The sequence below is a fragment of the Streptomyces sp. NPDC048603 genome (assembly GCF_043199475.1).
Classification (GTDB): domain Bacteria; phylum Actinomycetota; class Actinomycetes; order Streptomycetales; family Streptomycetaceae; genus Streptomyces.
The window spans coordinates 340,072-361,510 of record NZ_JBICVY010000009.1; the positions used below are offsets into that span (position 1 = coordinate 340,072).

Below are 21,439 nucleotides of genomic sequence, written 5' to 3' on the forward strand. Positions count from 1 at the left end.
GACGCATGTCGATCTTGAACTCGAAGAAGACGCCGCACGAGGGCGCCTCCTCCACCACCGATTCGTTCACCGCCCTGCTCCCCGTGGCGGCGATCCTGCCCGCGCTCACCGCGATGTTCGCCGACCGGCTCGGCACGGCCGCCTGGGCGGTGCTGATGGTGGCGGAACTCGCACTCATCGCCGCCATCGGCGCACACGCCGCCCGTACGGCCGCCGCCAGTAAGGCCGCAGACCGGGCGCGCCGCGACGCGGAGGTGCTCGACGCGCTGGAGCCCCTCGCGGGCGCACGCCGGTGAACGGTGAGCGCGAGCCGCTCCTCGGCCCCGAGGAAACCGCCCGCGTCCGGGACGGAATCGCGGCCGCGGTGCTCGGCGCCCGTGAGGACCTGGCCGCATCCCTGGAACACGACCCCGACGGATACCTGCGCCTGGTGGCTGCCTCGCGGGTCGGCGCCGAGGAGGCGAGCCGGCTGCTCCGCGAGGCCGTCCAGGGCGCCAGGGCGGCCGGACACAGCTGGGACAGTGTCGGCCGCGTCCTGGGAGTGAGCCGCCAGGCCGCCCAACAGCGCTTCGCGGGCAAGGCGGCGGACGCCTCGGCCTCCCGCCCGCCCGCCGGCGGACCGGGCACCGCCGAGCGCCGCATCCTCAGTCCACTGTCCGCCTTCAACGAGATGGCCGCCCTGGCGGAAGCCGGACGCGAGGGCTGGCACCTGGTCGGCTACGGCGCGCTGTTCCACGAGGTGGAGGCCTCCGACCACCCGTGGGAGCACTGCCGGGTGACCCTGGCCTCCGGCGGCCGCCACCGCCGGATGGAAGCGGAGGGCTGGACCCCCGTAGGCGCGGGCTGGTTCCCCTGGCGCTACTACAAACGCCCCCTCACCACCCCCGCCGACCACAACCACAACCACTGACCGCCGACCGGACCTGCACAGGCGGAACTGCTTGCGCTTGCGAGGCGATCGACTCGGGCAGCGGCACGCACTTCGGGGAAGTGCTCGTCGCTGAGGGCCTGGGCGGCCGCCGTGTCGCCCGAATCCGGGCCGAACTCCAGCCGGACCCGCACTATCACCCGCCAACAGGTACGCACGGTCAGGGTGCTGACCCGGTGCGGGTCTCGAAGCGGTCCTGGGCCGCGAGTACGTCGTCCGTGTACCGGGCGGCCCAGGCGCCCATCGCGCCCATCGGGCCGAGCAGGGCCTGGCCCGCGTCGGTCAGGGCGTAGTCGACGCGGGGCGGTGCCTCGGCGTAGGGGCGCCGTTCGACCAGGCCGTTGTACTCCAGTCGGCGCAGGGCGTCGTTGAGCACCTTCGGGCTGATGCCACCGATTCGGGTGATGAGGGCCCGCGGCCTCATGGGCCCGGTCTCGCCGAGCGTGAACAGCACCACCGGATCCCACCGGTTGGCGAGCACCTCGAAGGCCACCCGCGCGCGGCAGTCGGACGTGTACGCGACCTCGGGGAGGTCGAGCGGCTGCTTCTCCATCTGCCCATCCTCCACGGGCGGTCGGACACCGGCTGGTGTGCATCGGACCCCGTACGTTCCTGTCACCACCGACGGAACGGGGAGGAAAGACATGGCACGGATCGGGATCATCGGTACGGGCTCGATGGCGGCGGTGCTGGGAGGCGCCTGGGTACGGGCGGGCCACGAGGTGTTCGTGGGCGGCAGGGACACGGCCAGGGCCGCTGACGTGGCCGGGCGTACCGGGGCGGCCGGGCAGGGTACTTCGGTGCAGGCAGCGGAGTACGGGGACGTGGTCCTGCTGGCGGTGCCCGCGGACGTGGCGCCCCGGCTGGCCGCGGAGCACGCGGGAGTTCTCGCCGGCCGGACGGTCGTCGACTGCACGAACGCGCTGGTGCCGGCCGAGGACGGCGTGCTGCTGACGACAGCGGGTGGCGTCTCCGTGGCCCGGCTGATCGCGGACGCCGCGCCGGACGCACACGTGGTCAAGGCCTTCAACCTGGCGCACGAAAGCGTATGGACGCAGTCCAGGGAGACGTTCGAGGGGCTCGCGTCGGGCCCGCCGGCCGTGCCGTTCTGCACGGACGACGCCGGGTCCGCGGAGCGGATCGCCGCGATCATCGCGTCGATGGGCTGCGTGCCCCTGCCGGCGGGCGGGCTGGCCCGCGCGGCATACCTGGAAGCCGCTGCCGCGTTCGCCATCGGGGTCTGGTGGTCCGGTGGCACCCCGCGCAACGCCTTCCCGGACCCGGTCACAGGTGGAGCGTGAGCCGTGTGAAGACCCGTTGGGCCGGCCGGCCGGGCCGGCCGGCCGCCCGTGCCGCGCGGCCCCGGGTGAACCGGCTTACGACTTCTGCGGTTCCGTCAGGTGTCCACGGGGCCGGACCCCCGCACGGCGCCGGTCAGCGGGGCCAGTACGCGCCATCCTGTCGACTCGTACAGGGCCCGACCCTCTGGCGTCGCGCCCAGCACGCCTGCCGTGGCGCCCTGCTCCGTGGCGGCCTCGCTGAGCCTGTCCATCACCATGCGTCCCAGACCGCGGCGCTGGTGGGCCGGGTCCGTCTCCACCTGGTCGACGACGGCGGTGTGGCCTGTGACGGCGATCTGGCCGCGCGCGGCGAAAGCGCCGTCGGCGGTGCGCACCAGAGCACGGGTGACGCCATCACGCGTCCAGACGTCCATCCGGTAGCCCTCAGGGACGGGGCCCAGGACCCGGGTGGGGGTGACGACGCGCAGCGAGGCGGACATCAGGTAGCCGGCTCCGCCGGCGAGCTGCCAGCCGGGTGCGAGCCAGGGTTCGAGCGTTTCCGGTGGAACGAAGGCCTTCAGCCAGACGCCGGGTGCCGTGACATGCTCGGTGATCTTGCGGACGACCGCTTCGTCGGCAGAGTGCAGGACGTGACGCATGACGTGCCCGGACAGGCCCACGTCGACGGTGAAACCCCAGGCGGAGGGCACTGGTTCGGCGGCACCGCGCGAAGCGGACCATCCGTGAACCCATGCCCGTACGGCCTCGGCCGTGTGCGAGAAAGGCAAGACTCCCCCTTCGCAGGTAACAGGTCAATGCACTGAATGATTATTACATCAGCGGGTGCGTCGGATCGCGGAGGACACCGGCCCTGTCTGGTGACGGTGAGTCGCTCGCAACGGGGGACAAGCAGCACGGCGATCACTCCGGTCTCCGCAGGCCGGGTTGTGAGAGACGCGGCGGGTCGCTTCAACAGGCGCCGCCGGGGCGCCCCGGACCCCATCGCGGGTCGAACCAGCGGGAGTAAGCGGGAGTGAGAGGCGGTGCAGGCGGTAGCCGCACGCGTGACGCGCGACCGGCGTCCTGAGTGGACCCCGCTGGAACCCGGTATCGATCGCCACCACCGGTCACGCCCGGCTCAAGGCCGTCCAGGCACCGTGTCCCGGACTTGGTGCCCTGGCCGGACACGTGCGCCGAACACCGGCGCCGGGGCAGGTCATCCCCCGACCTTACCGGCGGTGATCTGCTGCCCCAGGGTGGTGTCGACCACCACGGAGATGCCCGCCGGGAGCTGCCCTTCGAGGTCGCTCAGCAGATCGCTGACCGGGGGCAGGTCACCGGGGGAGCGGACATGGACGTACAGGGTCTTGGACTGCGCGTCGACGCTGGTGACCGCCGCCCCGGGGCTCTGCGAGAGCCATCGCTCCGCGGCGCTCTTGGCCCGGTACGTCCAGACGTTGAGCAGCACGGTGGTCACCGTGTTGACGGCGAGCGGGAGCAGGACGGCCGCGAAGAGCAGCCCCACCATCACGTAGGCGCGGCGCGTGGCCCGCCCGCCGTGCCGTGCCGGCGTGCGGGTGTAACCGAGGGCGGCGAAGACGACCATGCCCGCGAAGACGAGGGCGAGGAGGTTGGAAACGAAGAGCACCAGCGCGCCCAGCGCGAGCCACCACGCCGTCTGCCCGGCGCAGACGCCCGTGACCACGAGGGGCGGTACGAGCGAGATCGCGATCGCCACACCGGGCAGCACGGCCGCGACGTCCTTGCGGGCCAGAGCCACGGCGCCGGCGAAGCCCGTGGCCAGAGCGGCGATCAGGTCCAGCAGCCCCGGGGACGTACGGCCCGAGATCTGACTGTTGCTCAGCAGATCGTAGGAGGGCGGTACGACCAGGGAGGCCACCGCGCCGATCACGACCACCAGCAGACACCCCCCGGCCACGAAGGCCACGGCGGTGGTGCGGCGGCGCTGTACGGCTCCGAGGGCGATGCCCATGATCGGGGTGGACAGCGGTGCGATGATCATCGCACCGATGACGGTGGCCGTGGAGTCCGTCAGGATCCCGCCCGCGGCGATGACCGACGACAGCGTGAGCATGGTCCAGAAGGCCGACTGCTTCGCCTGGGTGTCCCCCGACGAAAGATCGAGATCCTCCTGGAGGTCCTCCAGGGAACGGCGCTGACGGTCCGGCAGGACTCTGTCGCGGAGTTGGCCTGGCATGTCCCCAGTATCCGGACCGGAACGCGCCGGGCCCGGCAGGAACACGACCGGACCCCGACGTCGCACCCGGCACACGGCACCACGCGGCGGCACACCCCGGCACGCCCCGTCCCGCCCGATCCCCACGACCGCACGGTCGCCGGACGCGCGCTGTGGGGAGGGAGCGGGAGGCCTGTCGCGGCATGTTCTGATGCACCGTCATACCTGTATGGCGATCGACGCCAAGGTCCCGTTTCCCACCCGCACCCGGTTCACCCGTACCGCTGCGACCCAAGGCCTCCGGATCCGGCAACGCCCGTCCCGGCCGGCCGTGCGGGCGGAGGTGTGGCGGAACCGGGCGGTGCCGAGGAGCCGGCGTCCCTCATCACCCGGTCGAGGCACAGCAGGCGGGCCACGGCCCGGGAGGTGGCGCGTGGCGGAGCGTACGGCCGTCGCGGCACCAGCCGTCGAGCGCGTCGAGCAGCCCGGCGTCGCAGAAGGCCAGACTCCGCGCTGCCGGACCGGATCGCCGTGCTGGCCGCTCGCCTGGACGCCGGTATCGCAGATGAGGCACAGGCGGCGCGAGGCAGCGCGGCTGCCCGGCGGATGGTGGCCATCCGTCACCGCCAGACCGTGACGGAGATGTACCAGGAGAGCGCCCTGCGCGAGGAGATGAGGATCGTGGCTCCCCTCAGGCACGCGCGCGAGGCCGAGGAACGGGTCACCGTTGCGGGCAGCCGACCGGCACCGTCCGCGACCGCCGGCGACTTCGCCCCCTCGTCCTACCGGCAGGGACCCACGGCGCCCGAGCCTCTGGCGCCCCGCACGACGCCGCGCCCTTGATCAGCCCCGCTCGGCTCGCCGACGGGCGGCGCGGGTGCGCACGAACTCCACGGGCCGACTGTCCTCACCGGTCACCTTCCCCAGCATGACTTCCAGTTCCGAGGCGAGGCCGAGTACCTGTTCGTCATCCCTGATCTGACGCCAGCTGTGCAGGGCCCGCATGGCCGAAGAGTGCGTCAACGGGTGTGTCGGCCCGTACGCGGCAGAGTGGAGCCCGGTGGTGTGCAGGTACCACCGGGCAGCCGTGGCCGGCTGCCCGGAGACGAGAGCGAGCCAGCCGCGCAGCTCACGGAGATTGATCGTGTGGGCGTGCGCCTCGCCGAAGCGCTCCGCCAGCTCCCGGTCCAGCTGCTCGGCCTCCGCCGCCGCCCAGGCCAGGCGGTCGCGGTCGTCGGGCGAGGCCATGACCTCGGTGATGCCGGCGATCCGGCCGCTGTACTCCTGCGGCACCGCCTCACTCTCGTCTCCTTGCACGTCCGGGAAGTCGGACTCGACCTCGGCGACGGGACTTTCGGGAGCCTTGGGTGCGGCAAGGGAGGGTTCGGCCGTCGTCAGGGTCCCGGGCTCCTGGCTGGGTTCGGGGGTCCCGGGCGGCGTCGGGGCCGGTTCGGCCGGATGCTGCCAGAACGCGGCCGTGACCTCGCCCCACGGCAGCAGTTCGGTGTCGTCGGCCAGGGAAGTATGGGACATGCGGTGCTCCTGCGGATGAGCCGGGACGGTCAGATCTGGATGCCCTTGGACCGCATGTAGGTCACGGGGCTGACGTCCGACCCGTAGGCGGGGCCGGTGCGTACCTCCATGTGGAGGTGGGGGCCGCTGGAGTTGCCGGTGTTGCCCGACAGGCCGATGGCCTGTCCGCCCTGGACCTGCTGTCCGGCGCGGACGTCCAGGCGGCTCAGGTGGGCGTACTGGCTGTACATCCCGTCGGCGTGACGGAGGACCACCTCGTTGCCGTACGCGCCGGCCGATCCCGCCGAGACCACCACCGCCGGCCCGATCGCGTGCACCGGCGTGCCGGTGCCGACGGGGAAGTCGATCCCCGTGTGATAACCGCTGGACCACATTCCGCCGGGCACCCGGTAGCCGGTGCCGATGCGCGCGTTGACCGGCTTGGACCACTGCCCGTACATCGGCGGCTGGCCGGAGGTGTCCGGCGCGGTGAGCCGGGCGACGCCCTTCATGATGGACTTCACGTAGTTGTATGTCTGGCCCTGCGCGAATCTCGGCGGGGGTACACCCTTGTAGTAGTCGACCCACCCCCACCCGGAGTTGTAGCCGGCGAGCGCGAGCTCGATCGGGCTGCCGTTGTAGTGGGGGTACTTTTTCGCCGTCCTGAGCAGCTTGCACATCATGTTGCCCTGGGACGGGATGGCGTCGGCCGGATCCATGACGTCCTTGTCGCCGTCCCCGTCGCCGTCCAGGCCCTCGACCCTCCAGGTCGAGGGTATGAACTGGCTGATGCCGTAAGCGATCGGGCGGGTCTTGGTGATCGGGTCCTCGTACGAGATCGCGTTCGGGTTGAAGCTCGATTCGGCCTCGATCTGGGCGGCCAGGACACCCGCCGACAGGCCCTGGTCGCAGGCCGCGGCCGCCTTCTGGATCAGGCCCGCGTACTTGGCGGGCACGTAGCCGGGGCCGACCCGGAGCGTTCCGGCCACGAGGTCGTAGCGGTCATCGAACCCCGGATCGGACTTGTCGTCCTCGCTCGCGCCGATGAGAAGGATCAGTCCGAGCCCCAGAGCCAGAGGACTTCCTGCGATCAGTACGGCAAGGAGTAACAACCCCCGCTTGACGTTCAAGCACTCCCCCGTTTTGGCTTTACGTCGCTTTCAAGACAGCGGCTGAAAAGTATCTACATTGCGCTGTCATCCCCGCGCTCACCCTGCCACATCTCGTTTCCGACCCCAAAGGGGTCAGGCGAAAGGGTGCCCGGTCGCCCTTTCGGAAGCGATCAAGGCGGCAAGTAATGACCCAAACCCCCCTATCCTGGACAACTGGCTTTTGTTGTAGGGGAATTGACACTTCAGCAGCAACAATGGCACCACTGGCGTTGTCGGTGATCACGATTAGACTGCCGGGGCCCAGCTCGTCGTACCGAGCTGATCTGATTACTTTTGCAATGCACGGGGGAGCGTTGGCGAGAAAAGCACAGGGTTCCTTTGCGTTCCCGGACGGAACTCGGCTGATTGTTCCGGTTCTGGGCGCCACGGGGGGAACGGGGAGGTCCACAGTTGCCGGTCTCTTCGCCTCCGCCCTAGCGCCGGCGGCCGAGACCGTACTCCTCGACACCGGCCCCCGGCTGACCTCTCACTGGCCTACCTGGGTGAGCGAGCCGGGCGCCGGACTGGCGTCGGTACCGCCTGACCGCCCGATCACGCCCGCCCAGGTGCGTGCTGCAGCCTCGCACTGCTCCGGGCCGGGCAGGCCCTGGCACGTCCTGACCGATCACCAGGAATGGAGCGCGCCACCCCTGCCCCTGCCCACCGCGCCGGGCGCGTGGCACCAACTCGCTGCGGCCGGCGGGTGGCAGGTCGTCGTAGCCGACACCGCGCACCCGATCACGCACGACCTCGTCGCCGCCCGGGCATTCGGCACACCTGCCCTCACGGCGGAGTGGTGCTCCCTGCCGATGTCAGTGCCAGTGCTGGCAGCACCGGCAACCGGCTCGGGTGTCGCCGCCCTGCAGCGGGCCATTCGGGCGATCGTGGCCGAGGGGCTGCCCCTGCGGCGCATGGTCGTGGCCCTGGTGCAGCTCGGGGGCGGCCGGCCCCCGGCGGTGGTCCGCGCTGCGGCCGCCATGCTCCAGCCGCAGGTCTCGGCCGTGGTGCACGTGCCCTTCGACGACCGCATCCACACGCACGGTCTCGCGGACGGTCACCGGATCACCGCACGCAAGACCCGTGAGGCAGGCGAGGAGATCGCCCGTGCCGTGCTCGCCTCCGCCCGCCACACCTGGGGCGAGCCGCTGCCCGCAGCGGCGGTCCCCGCCCCGGCCCGGGGGCCGGCGCCTCCGGTGGCCCCTGTCGCCCTATCCCTCCGACCCGCCCCTGCAGAAGAAGAGGTGCCCGCATGAGTGCCCTGCTCGAAGCCGCCAACACGTTCGTCCTCGCCGCCGAACCGGCTCCCGCTGTACCGACCTTCACGCCGACCGTGCCCACCGAGGTCAGCGGAGCGACCGGATCGATCTTGGGTTGGACGGCCGGCATCGGTCTGTCGCTGGCCACCCTGGGCGGCCTGACCGGCTGGGCCTGCGTGGCCATCGGCCACAACACCGAGCGTGCCGGTCTTGCCGCGCGTGGCAAGCAGGCCATTCTCTGGAGCCTGATCAGTGGCGGCGGCATCGGTGTAACCGCCTCGCTCGTCATGCTCTTCTACGGCCTGACGAAGACGGGCTGACGCGCATGGACTTTCAGAGCAAGGCGCGCAGGGCCCGCCTGAGACTGATCGGCATCGCGGTCGGGGCAGCCGCGGCCGTGGTGGCCGGGGGCATCGGACTCGCCACTCTTACGGGAGGCAAGACCGGTACGGATGCCAGGCCCGCAGCGACCGGGCGGCAGGCGCAGGCGTCCGGCTCCGGCGCAACGCCGCCGACCGGTACCAAGGAGTACACCCCGGCGAGTGTCCCGCCGGTAAAGCCGCTGAAGCCCACGGTCCACGACAAGGGCATCGGCAGGGGCTACGAACATTCCGGCTTTGGCGCGCTTTCCGCCGGTATCGGCTACTGGCAGGACTTGGCCTTCATCGACGATGTGCAGGCCGAGCAGCAGTGGAAGGCCATCACCTCCAAAGCCTCGCCCGAGCTGATCGACCGTGGAGTCTCCGAGGTCCGAAAGATCCGCGAGGCCGCCGGGCTGCCACCGTCCGGCGCCGGCCCGGACGGGCTCACCTTCACCACCACCGTCACCGCATCTCTGGCACGCAGCCTGGACAAGAGTGGTGACGTCGTGAAGATCTGGCTGGTCTACGACCGGTACGCCGTCAACCGGAACACGGGCGTCGACGATGACCCGCTGAAGGATCAGTTCACCAGTCTGGTCCTGAAGTGGGAGGACGGTGACTGGAAGGTCTCGGACGAGTCCAAGCACCCGAAGATCAACTTCGTCCCGAACAGCTACTACCCCGACAGCAAGTACGCCTTCTACGACGGCTGGAGGCGGGTCAGTGGCTAGGTTCCTTGCCAGGCTCGGAGCTGTGGTCGGCGCGATGTTGATCCTGATCACGTCGAGCACCTCCATAGCGCTCGCCGGAGCGAAGCCACCAGACCCCTACCCGGAGGAGTTGCGCCATTTTCGGGTCGGCATCCACAAGGTCACCGGCGAGTACTGCAACTTGGAGGACACGAACGAGGAGGCCCGCAAGCAGTGCCGCGAGCCGACGGGCTGCGAGGAGAAGCCCGCCCACTCGCCCTGCCTTGAGGATGATGCACTGACCCCGGAGGGCCAGCACGCGGCGGACATGGATCGCCTCAGGAGGTGGCGCGCGGAGAACAAGGGCGACCCGGACTATGACAAGCTCAATGCGTTCCTCACCGAGTGCGTCGAGAAGAACCGCAAGCCCTTCCAGTCCTGCCATTTGGATGCAGGCAAACTCGCGACGTCGCCGGCCGTGAAGTGGGCTGAGGGGCAGATCTCGAAGATGGCGGCCGATGCCCTGGAAGAGGCCGCGGGCATGCTCGGCTCCTCGGTGATCTGGTTGCTGAACCAGTTCGCTGAAGGCTTCAACGACATCTCCACCGTCAAGCTGGCCGACACGGGCATCGGGAAGGCCCTGGGCATCACCTGGGGGATCTCCGCACTCGTCGCCGCCTTTCTCCTGCTCCTGCAGTTCGGCAAGGTCGGGGTCTCACAGAGCGGTGGACCTGCCGCGACCGCCATCATCGGGCTGGCCAAGTGGGCGGCGATCCTGGCCGTCTACCTCGCGGCCACCCAGAGCGCCCTGAGCTGGTCCGACACCCTGTCGGAAGAGCTGATCAAGTTCACGATCGGCGGCACCGGCGAGGAGAGCGCCGAAGCGGCCATGAAGGAGAAGCTCGGCACCATGTTCGGCGGGCTCGTCGGAGGCGGGTCCGTTGAGCCCCTGATCCACGGAACAGCCGTCTCCACGGAGATCATCGGCTTCGTGATCGTCATGAGCGTCCTGTGCCTGCTGGCCGTGGGCGCCCTCTACATCGAGATGCTCGTCCGGCAGGCCGCCATCCTGCTGCTCGTCGTCAGCATGCCGATCGTGCTGGCCGGTCAGATGGCCGACGCCACCCGTGACTGGTGGCCCAAGGCCCGAAACGCCCTGATCACCATCATCCTGGTCAAGCCCGTCATCGTCCTCTGCTTCAGCGTGGGCTTCCTCATCATGACGGACGCCAAGGGCGTGAAGAACGTCCTGGTCGGCCTCATGATCTTCATCCTCGCGGGCGTCAGCTGGCCGGTCCTGGCACGCTTCATGACCTTCACCTCGGCCGGCGACGGCAACTCCGTCGGATCCGGACTCCTGGACGGCGTGGGCTCCTCGCTCTCCTCCAAGTTCGGCGGCAGCCCGGCGGCGCCGTCAGGCGCGGGCACCGTCGGCGGCGGCAGCGACTACACCAAGGCCCTGGAGTCCGACAGCCCGGGCGGCGGCGGTGGCGGCGGCTTCTGGTCCAAGGCCGGCGGCAAGGCATCGGGCGCCGCCAAGACCGCGGGCAAGGGCGCCGGAGTCGGCGCGGCGGTGGCCGCGGGCCTGCAGATCGCGGCCGCAGGCAAGAACATGACGGAGGGTGCCATGGCCAACATGGCCGCGCACGCCGGCCTGGGCGCACCCGCCTCGGGCGCCGGGCACGTGAACCTGCGCTCCCGGAACCCCGAAGGCGGGCAGGACACCGAAGCACCGCAGCAGCCTCCCAAGGACATCCCCTCGCAGCAGGGCGGCCCCCGCACGCCCGCCACTCCGGCGATTCAAGCGGCACCGGCGCAACCTGCGATCGAGCAGAGTCCCCCCGCGCAGCTGCCGAGCCAGCCCAAGGTCATCAAGGGCGAGGTCGTCAGCAGCACGCCCAACGGACTCCCGCCCCGCCCCGGCAAGAACGGAGGCTGACCGATGTCGTACACCGAACCGTCGGTCTACAGCGGCTGGCAGTCCGAGCGCATGGGCTTCATGGGCAACCTCTCCGGCCTCGGCTTCGCGCTCGTGGCCGCCGGAGCCGTCATCGCGCTCATCCCCATTTACACCCGGTCCTGGGCGAGCGCGGCCGTCGCGCTCCCGCTGGCCGGTCTGCTCCTGCTCCTCGCCTACGGGCGGGTGCTGGGGCTGACCGCCGACGTATGGATCGTCCTCGCAGTAAGGCACCAGATCGCCGTGGCAACGAACAAGAACGTCTTCTTCTCCGGGCTGTTCGCCCCCCGGCGGGGCGCCGACGACACCCAGCCGATGGACCTGCCCGGCACCCTGGCCCGGCTCCGGCTGCTGGAGGCGCCGGACGGACTGGGCGGCACTCTCGCGATCATGCACAACCCGGTCGACAACACCTACACCGCGACGTGCAAAGTCACCTATCCCGGGCTCGCGCTCATCGACACCGAGCGGCAGAACGCGCGCGTGGCCGGCTGGGCGGCGTTCCTGCGCAGCCACTGCACCGAGGACGGGGCGATCGTCCGGATCTCCGTCCACCAGCGGTCCCTGCCCGATGACGGCGCCGCCCTGCGTTCCTGGACCGCCCGCCACACCTCGGCGGACGCTCCCGAGGCCGCGGTCCAGGCGCTCGAGGAGCTGATGGAGGGAGCCGGTCCGGCCGCCACCGTCCGGGAGACCTACCTGTCGGTGACGCTGTCGGCCTCCCGGGCCCGGCTCGCGGTCAAGGGCGCCGGCGGCGGACAGATCGGCGCGGCCGCGGTCCTGGTCCGCGAGATCAACGCCATGCACGGCGCGGTGAGCAGCGCAGGCCTCCAGATCGTCGAGTGGCTCGACCCCCGTGCCATGGCCCAGGTCATCCGTACCGCCTACGACCCCGAGGCTCACCAGGCCCTGAGCACGCGCGCCGCACAGGCCGAAGACCCCACCTGGCAGGGGGCCGCCCGCGGGGTGGACCCGGAACTGGCGGGCCCGGCGGCCACGGAGGCCGGCTGGGGTGTCTACCGGCACGACGGTGCCTGGACGGTCAGCTACCAGGTGAGGTCCTTCCCGCGCAGCGACGTGTACGCCACGTTCCTGCAGCCGCTGCTGCGGCCCAAGTCCAACGCGCGGCGGACCCTGAGTCTGGTCTACGAGCCGATCGGCCCCGGCCGGGCCCGCTCCGAGCTGGCGCGGGAGAAGACCAAGCGGCAGACCGCCCGGGCCCTGCGGGCCAAGACCGGCCGGGCGGAGTCCGAGGACGAGCGGCGCGAGGCGGCCACGGCCGCCGCCCAGGACGCGGCCCGCGCTTCGGGTCACGGCGTGCTGCGGTTCACCGCGCTGGTCGCGGTCACCGTCACCGACCGGGAAGAGTTGGAGACCGCCTGCGCCGAGCTCCAGGCGGACGCCTCCGCCGCCAACCTGGAGGTGCGCCGGGTCTGGGGCGCCCAGGACGCGGCGTTCGCGATTTCGGCGCTGCCTCTTGGCCAGGGGCTGCCGGAGCGGCGGGTGGGGATCTGATGGGTCTGTTCGGCAATCGCAGGAAGTCAGACACCGGCCTGAAGTCGGTGGCGCTGTCGGAGTTCATAGAGGCGAGCGGGCAGGTGCCGGAGGCCCGGCAGCTCTCCGCCAGGGAGCTGCGCCGCTCCCGGCTGCTGGAGGACCCGTCGACAGCGATGCGGGTGGCTCCGAAGAAGGGATGGAACCAGCCCTTCGCTGGCCGCGCTGCCTCGCTGGCCAACGTGGACGTCTTCCGCGCCGACACCGAGCGGGCCTCGGGCGTCTACCCGTTCCTGCACGCGGCCTCCCTGCCGCCCATCGGCGTCTACATCGGCTACAACACGCTCACCATGCAGGCGTTCTCCGCGCACCCGGCCGCCTGGGTCCGCGAGGGCCTGGCCACCAACCCCAACGTCATGATCACCGGCATTCCCGGCTCCGGTAAGTCCGCGCACATCAAGGCGCTCGCCTTCCGGATGATGGCGCTCGGGCACCGCACGCTGATCGCCGGCGACGTGAAGGGCGAGTACCAGGCGCTGTGCGAGCACCTCGGCGTCGAGCCGGTCCGCCTCGGCCCCGGCCTGCCCGGCCGGCTCAACCCCCTCGACGCCGGCCCGCTCGGCCTGGACCTCCACAAGGTCACCGACCCCGAGGTCCTCAAGGGCCGGCTGAAGGAGATCCACCGCCGCCGCCTGACCCTCCTGAAGGCCCTCCTGGAGCTCCAGCTGCGCCGCGACCTCACCCCGCAGGAGGAAGAAGGTCTCGACATCGCCGTCCGCGAGGTGACCGGCGAACTGCACGGCCAGACCGTGCTCAGCACGCCGACCCTCCCGGCCGTGTACGAGGTCCTGCGCGACCCCACCACCGCCATGGCCCGCGAACTCCGGGTCCGCGGCGAGGACATCCAGCTGGCCCGCGAGCAGATGGCCTCCCTCCGCTCGGCCCTCGGCGGCATGATCACCGGATCGCTGGGCGGCCTGTTCGACGAGGAGACCTCCATCGGCCTGGACTGGGACGCCCCCATCCAGTCCGTCGACATCAGCGCCCTGGAACAGTACGGCGACGCCACCGTCGCCATGGTCCTCAGCTGCGTCTCCTCCTGGGCGCAGAGCGCCATCGACCGGCCCGGCGAGCGGCCCTGGGTCGTGGTCCGGGACGAGCTGTGGCGGCAGATGCGCAGCGGCGGCGCCGCCATGGTCCGCAAGATCGACGCCGACCTGCGGCTCTCCCGGGCCACCGGCACCATCCAGGTCCTGGCCACCCACCGCCTGTCCGACTTCGAGAGCGTCGGCGCCTCCGGCTCCGAGGCGGTCGCCATCGCCAAGGACCTGATCGCCTCCTGCGAGACCCGCATCCAGCTCGCCCAGGACACCGCACCCCTGCGCATCACCCGCGAGGCCATCGGCCTGACCGACGCCGAATGCGACCTGATCGCGAGCTGGGGCGCCGGCCAGCGCGGCCGGGCGCTGTGGAAGGTCGGCCGCGGCGGCGGCAGCCACGCCGTCCAGCTGATGCTCTCCCACACCGAACAGGCACTGTTCGAGACCGACGAACGGATGGTGGTCTGATGTCCGGCCGCACCGGGCCCTCCACCGCCGGCCTTGACGACAACACCATCCTCGCCGCCTACGGCTTCGGCCTGGTCCTTGTCGTCGGCGGCGCCGTCCACCTTGCCGGGCCATTCGCCTCCCTGCTGTCCGGCGGCGGCTGGGCCCGCAGCACCGACAGCGTGCCCGCCACCGTCATCCTCGCCCTGGCCAAGGGCCCGGACTCCGTCTACCAGCCGGCCCCGCCCGCCTGGCTCTTCTACACCCTCACGGTGCTGCTGGTCCTCGCCCTGGGCGCCGTCATCGTCAAGGCCGCCTCCGTGCTGTCCTCCAGCGGGCGGTCCGGCGGAGCCCAGTGGGGCGGCGGGAAGATCGAACGGCGGATGTCCGCGCACACCGACCCCACGAAGCGGACCAACCGCATCACCGCCGGGCGAGGACTGCGGACCAAGAAGATCGTGGCCGCCCAGCCCAACATCTCCGCCACCGTCTTCGGCGTCCCCGGCTCCTCCAAGACCACCGGCCTGGTCCTGCCCAACGCCGCCGAATGGGCCGGCCCGCTGGTGGTGACCACCACCAAGGCCGCCGACCTCGACATCATCCGCGCCCGCCGCGAAGCCATCGGCCCCGTCTGGGTCATCGCCCCCGCCGGCGTGCCCGGACGCGCCACCGACCACTGGTCCCCGGTCGAGTACTGCACCGACGCCAAGGCCGCCGACCGGATGGCCGCCTGGCTGGCCGAGGCATCCTCCTCCAGCGCCGACAAACGGGCCGCACCCTGGGTCGACCAGGCCAAGAGCGTCCTCAAGGGCATCCTGCTCGCCGCCCACCTCTCCGGCGGCGGCATCGCCGACATGCGCCGCTGGATCTCGCTCGGCAAGGACGCCGTCGACCACGTCCGCGCCGTACTCCTCACCCACGGCTTCGAGGAGGTCGCCGACGACTACGCCTCACCCTGGCTGCGCCTGCACGAGGACGGAGTCGGCTCCATCCAGTTCAGCCTGAACGTCCTGGCCCGGGTCTTCGCCGACGAGGAAGTCCGCGAGACCTGCGCCCGCTCCGACTTCACCTTCGAGCAGTGGCTCGACGAACACGGCACCATCTGCATCATCGCCTCCGAGGCCGACGCCGACCGCTTCGCCCCGCTCATCAGCTCCCTCATCGCCGGCGCCATCCACGCGGCCGAAGCCCGCTACAACACCACCGGCAAGCCGATCGACCCCAGCGTCGGCATCCTCGTCGACGAGGCCGGCAACATGCTCCGCTACCCGCGCCTGCCCAACATCCTCACCACCGGCCGCGGCATGGGCATCACCCTGCTGACGGTCTGGCACGACCTCTCCCAGCTCCGCGAATCCCTCGGCACCCAGAAGGCCAACACAGTCCTGTCCGCGAGCGGCCTGCGCATGCTGCTGCCCGGCTGCGGCGACCTGGAGACCCTCCGCTACTTCTCCGGCCTCTACGGCCGCACCGAGGTCATGAAGACCAGCCACGGCCGCTCCCGGGGCGAGCACTCCACCAACACCTCGGCCACCGAGACCGACCTCGCCCCCGTCCACTCCCTCCAGCAACTCCCCGACTTCACCGCGATCGCCCAGTACACCAACCTCCCCCCGATCAAGGTCCGGATGCGCCTGACCTTCCGCGAGAAGGACCTCAAGAAGCTCCTGGCCGACGCCGGGACGAAGACCCTCCCCTGACCGCCCCCCGGAGGCGTACGTGACCGACCTGAACCCCGCAGACCTCTGGCCCCTGCCGCCCGGCGCCCCCGAGAAACCCGAACCGCAGCGGTGGGTGTGGGCCGCCATGGAACCCACAGAACGGCGGATCCGGCTGACGGAGCTCGCCGGCTGGGTGGAGTGGCTCCGCACCACCTTCGAACTCCACAACACGATCACCCACTGCTGGTACCGCCACCCCGCGGTCGTGGAGCACCTCACCGCCCTCTACGCCGGGTGGATGCGCACGTACGCGGGTGAAGCCGAGCCGGCCCGCGAACTGGCCGAGGCCGACTGGATCAGCACCCTGCACGCCTTCACCCCCCGCCTGAAGCTGCCCGCCTGCGCGACCGGCACCCATCAGGACCCGCCGCCCCGCGTCCCCGCACCCCCCGGCGCGGACGAAGCCTTCGACCTGTACGTGAAGGTCTCTGATGCGGCGAGCGCCCCAGCCGGCCACCCGGCTGCTGCCGAGCTCAGCCGCCGCGAAGCAGAGCTCAACGCACCCTTGTAGATCACCGCTGTCCGAAGGAGAGAGGGAGACCGTTGGAGCAGCTCTCCGCGCCCGAGGAAGACCCAGCCGCGCCGTCTGGTCCCCTGCCCCTTCCCGAGGGGGCTCAACAGGTGGAGGGGGTGGAGGGCTACCACGCCCTCATCAAGGGCAGCGCGGTCACCGTGTTCGGCCCGGACGGCGCCGAGATCGCCTCCGCTGCCCGCCGTGGGTACAGCGACGCCCTGGTAGGCCGGGCCGGTGACACGCGGCTGGTGAGTGACGGGTTCGGGGACGGGCGGCTGACGTCGTTCGCGGTGCTGGCCGCGCGTCATCACCGGGCGGTGGCCGACCCGGGCGTCCGTGACCGGGTGTGGGTGCGGTGGGAGGAAGACGGCGTCGCCGCGGTGTACGGCACCGACAAGGACAACGACGCCGACCGGCGGGCGGTGAAGGCCGGGAATCTGTACTGGTCCGGGCAACGGCAGGCGTGGGCGACGGGCCGAAAATGGAACCCTGGCACCCGCGACCGCAACCTCGCCGCGGTGCTGACGGCGTTCTCCCGGCAGGACCGCAACATCGTGGTGCTGGGGCCGGGCCAGACGCCGGATGACCTGACCGCCTCACCGGCGCCCGCCGCGGCCGTCCCGGCACAGCAGGCTGCGTCTCCGGCCGCAGCACCTGCCGCCGCGCCGGAGCCGGAGCCGGAGCCGGAAGACTTCACCGGCCTCTCGTACGAGGACCTGGTGGCGGCAGAGGAAGCCGCCAAGACGGAGCGGACGCGGCAGTACACCACCACGGTGGAACGGCGGTATCAGGCGCTGCGGCAGGAGCGTGGCCAGCGGCTGATGGACCGGGTGGCGACGGCGGCGGCGGTCACCGAGCTGAGCGAAGAGGACCTTGCCGCCGAGCGCGCGTGGTTACAGAACACGCTCTACACGTCGCCGTTCCACTCCTCCGAGGAGAGTTACAAGACGCTGGAGCGCCGCAACAAGGAGGTGACTGCCGAGCAGCACGTCCGCACAGCGCGGAGCATCCTGGCCGGTCCGGCGGTGGCGGACCTGGACGATGCGGCGCTGGAGAGCGCCTACGAGCGGATCGGGTCCGCGTGGACGCATCTGCCGCGCGCCCACGAGCTGCACGACCAGGTCACCGACCGCCGCCAGGCCCTCAAGGAGGAACGGATCCTGCGGCGGGCTCGGTCCTACGGCGAACGGACGCCAGTGGGCGAGATGACGCTGGAGGACCTGGCAGCCGAGAGCACCGACCTGGGGTCGCTCGTGGGGGCCAGCAAGGAGCAGTCCGCCTACTCCCACAGCGAAGCGGTCAAGGAGGCCCGGGCCGAGCGCCTGCGGGCCGTGGAAGGTGAGTGGGACCGGCGGGGCCTGGAGCAGCACCCGGAGGCCGCCCGCGCGGCCCTGGGTTCGGAGCTCGGCAGCCGCCGCCAGATTCGGATTGACGGCTCGGAGCGAACCTACGGCTACCTGGTGCGCCAGGGGCGGAAGTTCCGGGCCATGGCTACCTACGACGAGCGCAGCAGCATCGGCGACTTCGACTCCGGGCCGGCGGCGATGGCCGCCCTGGTGCACCGCTACGACCAGGACCCGGAGACGCTGCCGCGGCGCACCTGGGGGCGCGAGCGGCAGGTGACGCTGCCGATCAGCTCGCACGACCCGCTGGTGTCCTGGCTTCGGCGCAGGCCGACGGAACTCTCCCGCGAGGTCGACCGGGTGCTGGAGATTCTCACGTCCCGGCTGCCGACGCAGACGAAGGTGAGGAACCCGCTCACGGGCCAGGTGATGCGCGCCTACCCGTACAGCTTCGAGGAGGGGCTGCTGGGGGAGCTGGCGCGGATCGCGGAGCGGACCACGGAGGATCTGCGCGAGCAGTCCCTGAACGCGGAACTGCCCAAGCAGGAGAGGGAGGCGGCCAAGCGGCGCATCCCGGCGATGGGCGCCGCGCTCATCGGCATCAACGCGGTGATCGAGCAGGTGCGAGAGGCCGGCGGCGATGTCGAGCGGCGGGGAGTGGACCAGTCCCGGCTTGCGGCGCAGAGGGCCGCGCTGGGCGGTACCGTCAGCGAGCAGGAGGGAGACGAGGCGGATGACGACGAGCCAGTACCAGACGCTGCTGCGCCGACACTGGGAGGAGTTCCGGCCCCGGGAGCTGGCACAGATGCAAGACCCGGACCGGTTCTTCCGGACGCTGGCGGCGCAGATGAGCGAGGCGATCGCCGCGGCGGAGGAGGACCTGGAGGAGAGCCTGGCGCCGGAGACGGACTACCAGGCCAGGGTCGGCCAGATGCGGCAAATCGCGGCGACGGCGCGGGAGCAGGTGCTGCGCGAGATGCTGCCGCCGCCGGAGGACACCGCCGATCAGACGGCGCCGGTGAGTCCGGAAGCGGCGGAACTGGCGGCGATCCGCAGGGAGCTGGAGAACCTGTAGCGAGGTTCCGCCCCGACCCGGCCGACCTGCCGCGCGGCCCGCAGGCCCGCGCCGAGGCGAACCTCGAAGCCGTCAAGGTGCTGCGCACTCTGGAAGGTGACCGCCGCGGCGCCACCCTTGAAGAGAAGCGAGTCCTGGCCCGCTGGTCGGGCTGGGGCTCGGTCCCGACCGTGTTCCTGGACGAGCCGGACCCCGAGGAGCCGGTCTACCTGCCCGGAGGGGAGCGGGAGGGCCGCTTCAAGGCGGATCATGCCCTCTGGGAGTCGTACTCCCCGGTGCGCGGCGAGCTGCGGGATCTGCTGGACCCCTTCGAATGGCGGGCGGCGTCCCGGGCGGTGTTGTCGGCCCACTACACCCCGCAAGGCGTCGCCGAGGCGATGTGGCAGGGCCTGGCCGCGTACGGATTCGACGGCGGGGAGGTCCTGGAGGCCGGGTGCGGCTCGGGCGCGTTCTTCGGCGTGGCCCCGCAGGCCGCACGGCTGACCGGCGTCGAGCTGGACCCCACCAGTGCGGCGATCGCGGCCCGGATCTACCCGCACGCCAACGTTCTGCCCGAGTCCTTCGCCGACACCGACGCGCCCACCGGGACGTTCGACCTGGCCGTCGGAAACGTGCCGTTCTCGCACCACACCCCGTTTGGCGAACGCCGCTTCGGCGCGGACGGGCAGACCCTGCACAACGGGTTCATCATCAAGCAGCTCGCGCTGCTACGGCCGGGCGGCTACATGGCCGTGATCACGTCCCGGTGGACGCTGGACGGTGAGGACACCGCGGGCCGCCAGGCCATGGCCCGCTGGGCCGACCTTGCGGCCGCCTACCGGCTGCCCCGCGACACCTTCGGGGAGACCGCCGATACCAACGTCGTCGCCGACGTGCTGGTCTTCCGCCGCCGAGCCGAGGACGAGGAGCCGGGCGACCAGGGGTGGATCCAGGCGCCGGAGCGGGAACTGGGCGGCAACACCCTCCACGTGAACGCCTACTTCACCGAGCATCCTGAGAACGTGCTCGGACGCCTGACGTCCGAGATGGGCCCCTTCGGGCCGAGGGTGACGGTCCAGGGCGACCCGGACGCAGCCCCGGGGCTGCTGCGGGAGCGGATGGAGACCACCGCCGCCGCAGCGGTCGCCGCTGGCCTGGGCTATATCCCCCACGAGGACGGGCCTGACCGTGCGCCGCTGGTGCTGCAGACCGCCCGCGACAAGCATGCCAGGGACTTCACCGGCCGCCTCTACACCGACGACCAGGCGCGGATCTGGCAGCACGTCAACGGCGCGGACCCGGTCCGGGTCATCACCGCGGACGGCGCCGCGGGCACCGAGCAGCTGCGGATGCTGCTGTCGATGCGCGACGTCGCGCTCGAACTGCAGGAGCAGGACCGCACCGGAAGCGAACCGGCCCGCGCGAGCGAGGTCCGCAGCCGGCTCTCCCGGCTGCACACCGCCTACACCGAGAAGTACGGGCCGCTGTCGCGGCCCCGGCAGACCCGGATGGCACTGCCCGGCGACGAGGCCGCGGCCGCCGCCCGCGACACGGGTGTCGTCCTGGAGGCCGAGGAGCGGCTGCCCACGGGCTGGGGCTGGTTCCGCCAGGACCCGAACGCTGCCGCCGTACTGGGGCTGGAGCACTGGGACCGGGCCAACGACCGGCCGGTGCCCTCCGAGGTCCTCATCCGCCGACCGGGGGTCCGCCGCGGCGACCTGCAGCCCACCGACGACCCGAAGACGGCGCTGACGGCGGTGATGGGCGCCACCGGCGGCGTGGACCTGCCGCTGATCGCCTCACTGCTCGGCACCACGCCCGAAGAGGCCCGCCGCCGCCTGGGCACCGAGGTCTTCGACAACCCGGTCACCAGGAAGCCGGAGCACGCCGGTGCCTACCTGTCCGGGCCGGTACGGCAGAAGCTGGAGCAGGCGCGAGGCCGCGGCCACCGACCCGACGTACGCGGTGAACGTCGCCGCGCTGGAGGCGGTGCAGCCGCCGCCCAAGCGCCTGGGTCAGTTCACCGTCCAACTCGGCGCACACTGGGTCCCCGCTCCGATGGTGCAGGAGTTCCTGCGGGAGTACCTCGGCGACCCGACACTCCAGGTCAGCCACAACGAGCGGTACGGCTGGTCCCTGGCCGCGGGCAAGGTGCCCGACGCGGTCAACGCGATCAAGGGCACCGAGCGCCGCCCGGCGCTGCACATCGCCAAGGCCTTGCTCGGGCGGGCCTCCATGGTGGTCAACACCCTGGACGGCGCAGGGGTGGACGAGGACGCCACCCGCGCGATGCGCTACAAGGCCGACGCGATGCGGTCGGCGTTCGAGGAATACTGCACCGTCACCACCGCCCGGGCCACGCTGCTCACCGACGCCTACAACCGGCAGATGAACGGGCACGTCGTCCGTAACTACGACGGCCTCGCCCCGACCC

Annotated in this window: 18 protein-coding genes; 13 read left to right on the forward strand and 5 right to left on the reverse strand. The window is 71.4% G+C overall.

The window, feature by feature from the left end:
* Positions 1-5 precede the first annotated feature (5 nt).
* Both ACGFQ9_RS24195 and ACGFQ9_RS24200 read left to right on the forward strand, forming a co-directional pair.
* The gene (locus ACGFQ9_RS24195) at positions 6-296 is read left to right on the forward strand and encodes a hypothetical protein (RefSeq protein ID WP_393576421.1); all 291 of its coding nucleotides are present in this window, start codon (positions 6-8) and stop codon (positions 294-296) included.
* The gene (locus ACGFQ9_RS24200; protein WP_393576422.1) at positions 293-910 is read left to right on the forward strand and encodes a hypothetical protein; all 618 of its coding nucleotides are present in this window, start codon (positions 293-295) and stop codon (positions 908-910) included. The genes ACGFQ9_RS24195 and ACGFQ9_RS24200 overlap by 4 nt, the downstream gene beginning before the upstream one ends.
* A 178-nt stretch (positions 911-1,088) precedes the next feature.
* On the opposite strand, the gene ACGFQ9_RS24205 is transcribed toward ACGFQ9_RS24200, so the two are convergent.
* Positions 1,089-1,481: a winged helix-turn-helix transcriptional regulator gene (locus tag ACGFQ9_RS24205; protein WP_393576423.1), complete on the reverse strand. Its 393-nt coding sequence runs from the start codon at positions 1,479-1,481 to the stop codon at positions 1,089-1,091.
* A gap of 91 nt (positions 1,482-1,572) precedes the next feature.
* Between ACGFQ9_RS24205 and ACGFQ9_RS24210 the strand changes: the two genes are divergently transcribed.
* Positions 1,573-2,229, forward strand: coding sequence for an NADPH-dependent F420 reductase (locus tag ACGFQ9_RS24210; RefSeq protein ID WP_393576424.1), 657 nt, complete (start codon positions 1,573-1,575; stop codon positions 2,227-2,229).
* Between the two features lie 95 nt (positions 2,230-2,324).
* On the opposite strand, the gene ACGFQ9_RS24215 is transcribed toward ACGFQ9_RS24210, so the two are convergent.
* Together ACGFQ9_RS24215 and ACGFQ9_RS24220 are read right to left on the reverse strand one after the other, a co-directional pair.
* The gene (locus ACGFQ9_RS24215; protein ID WP_393576426.1) at positions 2,325-2,996 is read right to left on the reverse strand and encodes a GNAT family N-acetyltransferase; all 672 of its coding nucleotides are present in this window, start codon (positions 2,994-2,996) and stop codon (positions 2,325-2,327) included.
* 428 nt (positions 2,997-3,424) lie between these two features.
* Entirely contained in the window at positions 3,425-4,426 is a 1,002-nt protein-coding gene (locus ACGFQ9_RS24220; RefSeq protein ID WP_393576427.1) for a DUF389 domain-containing protein, read from the reverse strand.
* 612 nt (positions 4,427-5,038) lie between these two features.
* On the opposite strand from ACGFQ9_RS24220, the gene ACGFQ9_RS24225 reads away from it, so the two are divergent.
* The gene (locus ACGFQ9_RS24225; protein ID WP_393576429.1) at positions 5,039-5,248 is read left to right on the forward strand and encodes a hypothetical protein; all 210 of its coding nucleotides are present in this window, start codon (positions 5,039-5,041) and stop codon (positions 5,246-5,248) included.
* On the opposite strand, the gene ACGFQ9_RS24230 is transcribed toward ACGFQ9_RS24225, so the two are convergent.
* Both ACGFQ9_RS24230 and ACGFQ9_RS24235 read right to left on the reverse strand, forming a co-directional pair.
* Positions 5,249-5,938 carry a hypothetical protein gene (locus ACGFQ9_RS24230; protein ID WP_393576430.1) on the reverse strand — a complete coding sequence of 230 codons (690 nt, stop codon included), beginning with the start codon at positions 5,936-5,938 and terminating at the stop codon, positions 5,249-5,251.
* Positions 5,939-5,967: 29 nt separating this feature from the next.
* Entirely contained in the window at positions 5,968-7,047 is a 1,080-nt protein-coding gene (locus ACGFQ9_RS24235) for a peptidoglycan DD-metalloendopeptidase family protein (protein ID WP_393576432.1), read from the reverse strand.
* Between the two features lie 587 nt (positions 7,048-7,634).
* Between ACGFQ9_RS24235 and ACGFQ9_RS24240 the strand changes: the two genes are divergently transcribed.
* From ACGFQ9_RS24240 to ACGFQ9_RS24280, 9 genes are all read left to right on the forward strand, one after another.
* Positions 7,635-8,321, forward strand: a complete 687-nt coding sequence (locus ACGFQ9_RS24240) for a hypothetical protein (protein WP_393576433.1) — start codon at positions 7,635-7,637, stop codon at positions 8,319-8,321.
* Complete coding sequence (locus tag ACGFQ9_RS24245) at positions 8,318-8,644, forward strand: hypothetical protein (protein WP_393576435.1); 327 nt, start codon at positions 8,318-8,320, stop codon at positions 8,642-8,644. Before ACGFQ9_RS24240 ends, ACGFQ9_RS24245 begins: the two co-directional genes overlap by 4 nt.
* Positions 8,645-8,649: 5 nt before the next feature.
* Entirely contained in the window at positions 8,650-9,417 is a 768-nt protein-coding gene (locus ACGFQ9_RS24250; RefSeq protein WP_393576436.1) for a hypothetical protein, read from the forward strand.
* Between the two features lie 34 nt (positions 9,418-9,451).
* Complete coding sequence (locus tag ACGFQ9_RS24255) at positions 9,452-11,314, forward strand: hypothetical protein (RefSeq protein ID WP_393576437.1); 1,863 nt, start codon at positions 9,452-9,454, stop codon at positions 11,312-11,314.
* Between the two features lie 3 nt (positions 11,315-11,317).
* Entirely contained in the window at positions 11,318-12,847 is a 1,530-nt protein-coding gene (locus tag ACGFQ9_RS24260; RefSeq protein ID WP_393576438.1) for an SCO6880 family protein, read from the forward strand.
* Positions 12,847-14,394 carry a type VI secretion protein gene (locus ACGFQ9_RS24265; protein ID WP_393576439.1) on the forward strand — a complete coding sequence of 516 codons (1,548 nt, stop codon included), beginning with the start codon at positions 12,847-12,849 and terminating at the stop codon, positions 14,392-14,394. The genes ACGFQ9_RS24260 and ACGFQ9_RS24265 overlap by 1 nt, the downstream gene beginning before the upstream one ends.
* On the forward strand, positions 14,394-16,073 hold the full coding sequence (locus ACGFQ9_RS24270; protein WP_393576441.1) for a type IV secretory system conjugative DNA transfer family protein: 1,680 nt from the start codon (positions 14,394-14,396) through the stop codon (positions 16,071-16,073). Before ACGFQ9_RS24265 ends, ACGFQ9_RS24270 begins: the two co-directional genes overlap by 1 nt.
* 19 nt (positions 16,074-16,092) lie before the next feature.
* Positions 16,093-16,605, forward strand: coding sequence for a hypothetical protein (locus tag ACGFQ9_RS24275; RefSeq protein WP_393576442.1), 513 nt, complete (start codon positions 16,093-16,095; stop codon positions 16,603-16,605).
* A gap of 110 nt (positions 16,606-16,715) precedes the next feature.
* Positions 16,716-21,416 carry a hypothetical protein gene (locus ACGFQ9_RS24280; protein WP_393576443.1) on the forward strand — a complete coding sequence of 1,567 codons (4,701 nt, stop codon included), beginning with the start codon at positions 16,716-16,718 and terminating at the stop codon, positions 21,414-21,416.
* The last annotated feature ends 23 nt before the right edge of the window (positions 21,417-21,439 follow it).

Excerpts from the sequence above, each read along its gene's own strand:
- ACGFQ9_RS24195 (WP_393576421.1), top strand. The coding sequence starts at position 6 with ATGTCGATCTTGAACTCGAAGAAGACGCCGCACGAGGGCGCCTCCTCC.
- ACGFQ9_RS24205 (WP_393576423.1), bottom strand. The coding sequence starts at position 1,481 with ATGGAGAAGCAGCCGCTCGACCTCCCCGAGGTCGCGTACACGTCCGAC.
- ACGFQ9_RS24210 (WP_393576424.1), top strand. The coding sequence starts at position 1,573 with ATGGCACGGATCGGGATCATCGGTACGGGCTCGATGGCGGCGGTGCTG.
- ACGFQ9_RS24220 (WP_393576427.1), bottom strand. The coding sequence starts at position 4,426 with ATGCCAGGCCAACTCCGCGACAGAGTCCTGCCGGACCGTCAGCGCCGT.
- ACGFQ9_RS24230 (WP_393576430.1), bottom strand. The coding sequence starts at position 5,938 with ATGTCCCATACTTCCCTGGCCGACGACACCGAACTGCTGCCGTGGGGC.
- ACGFQ9_RS24245 (WP_393576435.1), top strand. The coding sequence starts at position 8,318 with ATGAGTGCCCTGCTCGAAGCCGCCAACACGTTCGTCCTCGCCGCCGAA.
- ACGFQ9_RS24250 (WP_393576436.1), top strand. The coding sequence starts at position 8,650 with ATGGACTTTCAGAGCAAGGCGCGCAGGGCCCGCCTGAGACTGATCGGC.
- ACGFQ9_RS24255 (WP_393576437.1), top strand. The coding sequence starts at position 9,452 with ATGTTGATCCTGATCACGTCGAGCACCTCCATAGCGCTCGCCGGAGCG.
- ACGFQ9_RS24260 (WP_393576438.1), top strand. The coding sequence starts at position 11,318 with ATGTCGTACACCGAACCGTCGGTCTACAGCGGCTGGCAGTCCGAGCGC.
- ACGFQ9_RS24265 (WP_393576439.1), top strand. The coding sequence starts at position 12,847 with ATGGGTCTGTTCGGCAATCGCAGGAAGTCAGACACCGGCCTGAAGTCG.
- ACGFQ9_RS24270 (WP_393576441.1), top strand. The coding sequence starts at position 14,394 with ATGTCCGGCCGCACCGGGCCCTCCACCGCCGGCCTTGACGACAACACC.